Source organism: Staphylococcus sp. HMSC36A10 (genome assembly GCF_001838845.1).
GTDB lineage: Bacteria > Bacillota > Bacilli > Staphylococcales > Staphylococcaceae > Staphylococcus > Staphylococcus aureus.
In genome coordinates this window covers 1465-7007 of record NZ_KV839120.1, presented here as the reverse complement: position 1 = coordinate 7007, position 5543 = coordinate 1465, and the positions used below count along the sequence as shown (strand labels likewise).

The 5543-nt window shown below is 33.6% G+C and carries 10 protein-coding genes; 1 reads left to right on the top strand and 9 read right to left on the bottom strand.

Translation table 11 applies throughout. From position 1 onward, the window contains the following. Positions 1-44: 44 nt before the first annotated feature. From HMPREF3247_RS08810 to HMPREF3247_RS08795, 4 genes are read right to left on the bottom strand one after another with little or no spacing between them, the layout of a single operon-like run. Positions 45-266: a DUF3269 family protein gene (locus tag HMPREF3247_RS08810; RefSeq protein WP_001123681.1), complete on the bottom strand. Its 222-nt coding sequence runs from the start codon at positions 264-266 to the stop codon at positions 45-47. Between the two features lie 13 nt (positions 267-279). After that, positions 280-441 (bottom strand): hypothetical protein, encoded by a 162-nt coding sequence (locus HMPREF3247_RS14835; protein ID WP_064266588.1) that lies wholly within the window; start codon positions 439-441, stop codon positions 280-282. Beyond that, entirely contained in the window at positions 435-1214 is a 780-nt protein-coding gene (locus HMPREF3247_RS08800; protein WP_070866230.1) for an ATP-binding protein, read from the bottom strand. Before HMPREF3247_RS08800 ends, HMPREF3247_RS14835 begins: the two co-directional genes overlap by 7 nt. Before the next feature lie 10 nt (positions 1215-1224). Beyond that, complete coding sequence (locus tag HMPREF3247_RS08795; protein ID WP_000190253.1) at positions 1225-1995, bottom strand: conserved phage C-terminal domain-containing protein; 771 nt, start codon at positions 1993-1995, stop codon at positions 1225-1227. 64 nt (positions 1996-2059) lie between these two features. Between HMPREF3247_RS08795 and HMPREF3247_RS08790 the strand changes: the two genes are divergently transcribed. Continuing rightward, entirely contained in the window at positions 2060-2815 is a 756-nt protein-coding gene (locus HMPREF3247_RS08790) for a hypothetical protein (protein WP_000276234.1), read from the top strand. Positions 2816-2896: 81 nt separating this feature from the next. On the opposite strand, the gene HMPREF3247_RS08785 is transcribed toward HMPREF3247_RS08790, so the two are convergent. Genes HMPREF3247_RS08785 through HMPREF3247_RS08765 form a run of 5 tightly spaced genes read right to left on the bottom strand, consistent with a single transcriptional unit; the run spans position 2897 to position 5433 of the window. Continuing rightward, a complete protein-coding gene (locus HMPREF3247_RS08785; RefSeq protein WP_070866229.1) occupies positions 2897-3568 on the bottom strand; it encodes a putative HNHc nuclease in 672 nt (223 codons plus the stop codon). A 12-nt stretch (positions 3569-3580) separates the two neighbouring features. Further along, positions 3581-4132, bottom strand: coding sequence for a single-stranded DNA-binding protein (locus HMPREF3247_RS08780; protein WP_000704705.1), 552 nt, complete (start codon positions 4130-4132; stop codon positions 3581-3583). A gap of 28 nt (positions 4133-4160) precedes the next feature. Beyond that, entirely contained in the window at positions 4161-4949 is a 789-nt protein-coding gene (locus HMPREF3247_RS08775) for an ATP-binding protein (RefSeq protein ID WP_064266590.1), read from the bottom strand. Next, positions 4942-5163 carry a DUF2483 family protein gene (locus HMPREF3247_RS08770; protein ID WP_015978316.1) on the bottom strand — a complete coding sequence of 74 codons (222 nt, stop codon included), beginning with the start codon at positions 5161-5163 and terminating at the stop codon, positions 4942-4944. The genes HMPREF3247_RS08775 and HMPREF3247_RS08770 overlap by 8 nt, the downstream gene beginning before the upstream one ends. Positions 5164-5172: 9 nt before the next feature. After that, the gene (locus tag HMPREF3247_RS08765) at positions 5173-5433 is read right to left on the bottom strand and encodes a DUF1108 family protein (RefSeq protein ID WP_000291090.1); all 261 of its coding nucleotides are present in this window, start codon (positions 5431-5433) and stop codon (positions 5173-5175) included. Positions 5434-5543 lie beyond the last annotated feature (110 nt).

Here is a 5543-nt window from a genome sequence, read left to right as displayed (position 1 = left end):
TTGTACTCAACTTTCTTAGCGTTGTATTTACTCATCGTCCACCTCTAAATATCAAATATCGTTGCTTGTAAACCTAGCTCTTGCTCATATAGAAGCCCGTGAGCGCCTTTGAAGCGTTTTAGGTCACTATCAGTCATAATTTTCTTTTCGTCGCTGAAATGGGCTCCTGAGAGCGAATAAACTTCATTTACGTTGTCTTTATACTTGATGACCTTAATATCTTCCGTGCCATCTTCTCGGTATAAGTAATATTTTTCTTTCGGCATTTTTTAACACTCCTTAATATTCGACGATAGCGGATCTTTCTTCTTTTTCTTTCAACTTATCATCAATAAGTTTTTTAAGTTTCTCTTGGTCTCCGTATGCAAAATCAATCATCTTTTGAGCATATACATCTCTACAATGTAATATTTCTTTTATATTTTGTTTTGTGATTACCACGCATCTCGCTCCCTGAAATCGTCTCCGATTACTCTTACTTTTCTTGCATTGTGTTTCATTCTTGAATTGATACGTTGCCAGTTCATATTTTGATTTAGTTCTTTATCACTAAAGTTAGTTGTAAAGATGTTGTTTTTACCTACTCTGTTATCAACAATGCTGAAAAGTTTGTTTAAAGTGTGTTCTGTGTTCTCTACACCCATATCATCTAGTACAAGTAAATCAATATCGCTTAACAATCTGACTAACTCATCTGTAGTCTCAACTGCATTTTTGTTGTATGTCGCTTTGATACGATCCATCAACATTGGTATATGCATAAAAGCAACTGTATGCCCTTTAGCTTTAACTGCTTTTGCGATAGCGTATGCTAGGTGGCTTTTACCAGTTCCATATGAACCTTGAAATATTAATGATTTTGGTTCTTTTGTAGAGAAACCCTGTACATACTCTATTGCTGATTGTTTAGCGTGTACTTGTTTTTCGTTTTGTGGTTTGTAGTTGTTGACTGTTGCATCTCTTAAAGACGGATTAACATTTGATTGATTGAATATGTTGTTTATCTTCCGTTGCTTGTTTCGCTTATATTCCTCATAGATTTCACATTTGCAACCGTCTTTATACTCGTAACCATCCGGGTGTTTTTTAGTAGCAGCGAACTTATATAAGTTATATTCACTTCCACATCTCTCACATTTCAATCCTTTTTCGACATGAGTAGGTTGATATTTTTTCAAACTTTCGTTTATCTTTTCACTGAATAGTGGTTTCATAATATCCCCCCTAATCCCAATAACTTTCGTCGTACTTCATACGTTCTAATTGATCCGTGCCAGTTGGTTGTATTTTTTGATTGAGGTACCCCTCAAATTTACTGCCAAAAAGTGTTTCTGGTCTAAGGTATTTATCGCTATCCGTGTTTAACCATTCAGCTGTTTTGATATCAATCACCTTTTTAAAATCCTCCAACCTAAAATCTTGATTCCATCTTGCTTTAATAAAATCTTTTGTTTTAGCTGTATTATGTTTAAAATGCTTTCCTGCTTTTTTATTTAAGTATTCGATAATTTCTTTATAGGGAATGGAAGACACCGTCGGGTTGCCCGACAATATACTTCCTTCGTTATTAGTATTGTTATTATTAGTTAAATCATTATTAGTACTATTATTATTAGTAGTATGCGATTTACCATTAACGGTTTTTCCATTGTTGGTTTTACCGTTAACGGTTTTTCCAACGTTGGAAAATCGAATGTGGTGCGGTTGCTCATATACTAAGTACTCATAACCATTTAACCTACCACTCTTATCACGTTTTCTACTACGTTGAATATATCCAATTTCTTCCAGTTCCTTGATTCCACTCTTTAAACCGCTAAGTCCATCAGTTGAATGTTGCTCTAGTTCTGTTTCGTAAATTTGCCAGTTATCAGGTCGACTTAACAAATAAAGTAGAATACCTTTAGCCTTCCAACTTATATTAGAATCATGTATAAAATCTTTGTGTACTGTGACAAAGTTGCCTGATTCTTTGTAAACTCTAAATGTTGCCATTTCGTTATCTCCTTTCTGCTATAATTTTGTTATCGCTACTGCGTTAGATTGGGGGTGAAATATAATGTATAAGGACTATTCTTCGTTAGTACAATTTCAGTTAGACAAAATTACTAAAGTGCCTGATATTAAAGTAAATATACCTACTCCAGCTCTAAAACTGACTAACATCGAGCATTTAACAACTCTTAGTCGTACTATAAATACTTTGGAGCGCCAAATTAAAGTTGCTACAAGCTTTTCTAACAGCCCTTACCTTAGAAAAAATATTGAGATTGCTCGTAAAATTTCAGAGCGTAGTTCCGTTATTCAAAATTTACCTAAGTTAAATATAGAGAAGATAAAAAGCGCAACCGAATTAAAACCCATTAATATAAAAATCCCTGAATTTTCAAACTCATTATTTTCTGAAGAAACCTCTGACTTTGTTAAAAAATCTATAGATGTAGATAGCAATACTATAGATACGGCTTTCAGCCTTTTGCGTTACGAATATGTCAAAAACACGCTTATTAACGCTAAATCTATCCGTCGAATCAAATGGGAACCTGTAACGGCCGGGTTCGGAAAACACATGACACAAGTACAGACCTATAATGTTCAAAGTGATTCTAATAAGAACAAAGAAATCCAAGAGTTATCACACCCGCTTTCTGAATTAATAACATTGTTATTTTTAGATAATTTATGTGAAGATTTAAAGCCTTTTATAACTTTTCTTGCAAATGAACTTTTGCCTTTTATGCCTTCCGGAATTCGAAACACCATGTTGTTATTCATAATTTTTATAGTTGCTCGTAATAAGTTAGACAAAGGTTAATTTTGAGTTTGTCAATCACATTCCTAATCCCTTCCGCCAAGATGACGATTAGGAGTGTGGTTTTTATTACTCTTAGTCTATTCATTCATTTTTCTCTCCTTTCAGCATTTTGTTGAGCTTCTCATCAACTTTTATCCACGAGTCATGCAATTGATATTTATCATCAAACGACTTAACGCCAATCGCATGTTGCTCGTTGTGATGTTCGCGACATAACGCTAATACATGTTTGTCATAGTGATTCATCTTGTTTCTGTTCATACCTCTGCCAACTGCTTCATAATGCGCTAAGTCTGCGTGAGGCTTTCCGCATATTACACAGTTGCGGTTGATTGTAGCCCAATATAATAGTGCTTTATCTTCGCTTAACAACTTGCTTGTTTCTATGCTCATAGGTATTTGATGATGAAACATAAACGCTATAATCAGTTCTATTAACTCCTTTGCGACTTTCATTGAACAGTCGCGCAGACTGATTTCTTCATAACCTTTCATAATTTCCAATTCTGTTTGTAATAATTTTCTAATTGATTCCACCGGTTCTCCCCAGTGAAGTTCTATATCTCTACACATTGCGAATATTTTTTTGCGTTGTTCTATAGATAGTTTTTTATTATCCGGAACCTCTACTTCTGCTTTTAGTGGATATCCGTTTTCTAGTAAGTCAATGTGACTTTGTTCAAGTTCAACACCAGTAGCAACGACGGAATAAGTGCCGTCATTGTCTTTCTGGTATCTTGTAATGTATTGCATTTAAACCACACCTTAAAACGCTAAATCTTGGTCGTCATATCCAAATTGGCCACTGCTTTCAAATGGATTGCTTTGTTGAGACATTGATGTTTGTTGTTGTGCCCCGTTATTTTCTTCAGCTTTTTGCTTATCTGTCTTCGGAATAGGTTTGTTAACAACATCATCGCCCTTTTTGTAAGGTTTAATAAATGAAAAATCCGTAAAATACTTACCTTCATCTTCATTGAATTTCCATTTCAATACCAAGTGACAAAACTTACCAATAAGATCATTGGTATCAAAATCTAAGCTAGGAAGATTTAACTTAATACCTAATCGAGTAACTAATTCAATCAATTGTTTTTCTTGGAAATCATATTTATACGGCGGTACAAATTGATTATGTTTATATTGTTTGCCTTCATCATTTTCAAATACGATTGTGAAATATCTATTTTCTCTATCATTGAATTCAATATTTTTAACTTTCACTGTGAATTCTCCAGCTTGAAACCCTGCTGAGCCGTTATAAAACTTTTCTTGATTTGTTTCTTTAGTAAATTGCGCTTGTCCTGTGATTTTCATAATTAAATACCATCCTTTTAATTAATTTTTAGTTTCCATTTCTAATTGCTTCTACTACGTCCGTAATGCTAGGATTTGCAAATTTCTTATTGTTAATTGTTATTGAAGGTGAATGTCTAATCTTTGTTTCAAACGTATTAGAAGGTTCAGCGTTTAGAATATATCTAGCTTTCTTTTCTCCGTTATCATCAAATTCTTCAATCATTGCCCTAGCTAACACATCACTTTGAGAAGTAATAGCTTTTTTAATTTGTTCTTGCGCTTCAATAGTGATAGTAGGGTTGATAGTGCTACCTTCATCATCTTTATCTTTGTTGATACCTTCATGACCTGTAATAACAAAGTGGAATTTGTATTCTTCTTGAAGTTTTCCTATTAATCTGTACATACTGACAATTCGTTCAGCAACTTCTCCCCAATCATTAAACGTTGGTTTTTTAGACTTATTTTTCATCACATCATTCAATGTCATATCTCTAAGTTTTTGAATAGTTTCAATAACTACAACATTGATTTCTTGTCCGTTTTCTCTCATCTCCTGTAAAATTTGAGGTAAAAAATTTACAACATAAACAAAGTGTTGATAGTTCTCGATTTCTACGTCTGATCCTTCGTCAGTAACCGTTGTTCCACCTTCGTTAATGTCAATGACGAAAGCGTTTTTATCTCTTGTAGCAAACGTGGTTTTTCCTGAGCCAATTTTTCCGTATACTGCAAATTTATAGAATTTCCTTTTATTTTTCTCAGCGATATTATTTATCTTTAGTTTTTTGAGTATGCTTACTTTTTCTTGTGGTTCTTGTTTTTCCTCAGTCATGTTCTACCTCCTCATACTCAATTGTTTCTGTCACTGTTTTCTTGATTGCTTTGTGCTTAAACATATCAATAACAGTTTTGTCTAGTCCGTCGAATTCTCTTGCGTCTCGCATATCAGTTGAATACTTCACTGTATCGTTCACTTCGGTTGGTCGGTTTGTAATAAATAGATTTTCATCTTTATGCTTGATTAGATAAGTTACAGTCTGCTTCATAGCGACCTCCTACCATCTCATGACTAAGTTAATTAGTCTGTCCTGTTCGTCTGTGTTCTCTTCAATCCATTCATCTATTGCTTGGTTAAATAAGTCTGATGCCATATCTAAGTCATTCTCATCTACGACATAAGCATGTTTAATTGGTACGTTGTTCATATCTTTAACTTGTATTGATATGCCCATATGACCTTTTAAAATGAATAGCTTAAAATCGAATCCGTTAACATGAATATTTTTGCGTATGATTTCGCCTATTTCGTAATACATCTTGACTTCCTCCGTTTTTCGTTTTATATTGAACATGAATTTTTTCTTAAGTGTTTGATACTGTTACTTGCTCCAACAAGTAGCAGTTTTTTTATTCTTCATAAAAGTAT

Coding starts and splice junctions, on each gene's coding strand:
- HMPREF3247_RS08810 (WP_001123681.1), bottom strand. CDS start 266: ATGCCGAAAGAAAAATATTACTTATACCGAGAAGATGGCACGGAAGAT.
- HMPREF3247_RS08800 (WP_070866230.1), bottom strand. CDS start 1,214: ATGAAACCACTATTCAGTGAAAAGATAAACGAAAGTTTGAAAAAATAT.
- HMPREF3247_RS08795 (WP_000190253.1), bottom strand. CDS start 1,995: ATGGCAACATTTAGAGTTTACAAAGAATCAGGCAACTTTGTCACAGTA.
- HMPREF3247_RS08790 (WP_000276234.1), top strand. CDS start 2,060: ATGTATAAGGACTATTCTTCGTTAGTACAATTTCAGTTAGACAAAATT.
- HMPREF3247_RS08785 (WP_070866229.1), bottom strand. CDS start 3,568: ATGCAATACATTACAAGATACCAGAAAGACAATGACGGCACTTATTCC.
- HMPREF3247_RS08780 (WP_000704705.1), bottom strand. CDS start 4,132: ATGAAAATCACAGGACAAGCGCAATTTACTAAAGAAACAAATCAAGAA.
- HMPREF3247_RS08775 (WP_064266590.1), bottom strand. CDS start 4,949: ATGACTGAGGAAAAACAAGAACCACAAGAAAAAGTAAGCATACTCAAA.
- HMPREF3247_RS08770 (WP_015978316.1), bottom strand. CDS start 5,163: ATGAAGCAGACTGTAACTTATCTAATCAAGCATAAAGATGAAAATCTA.
- HMPREF3247_RS08765 (WP_000291090.1), bottom strand. CDS start 5,433: ATGTATTACGAAATAGGCGAAATCATACGCAAAAATATTCATGTTAAC.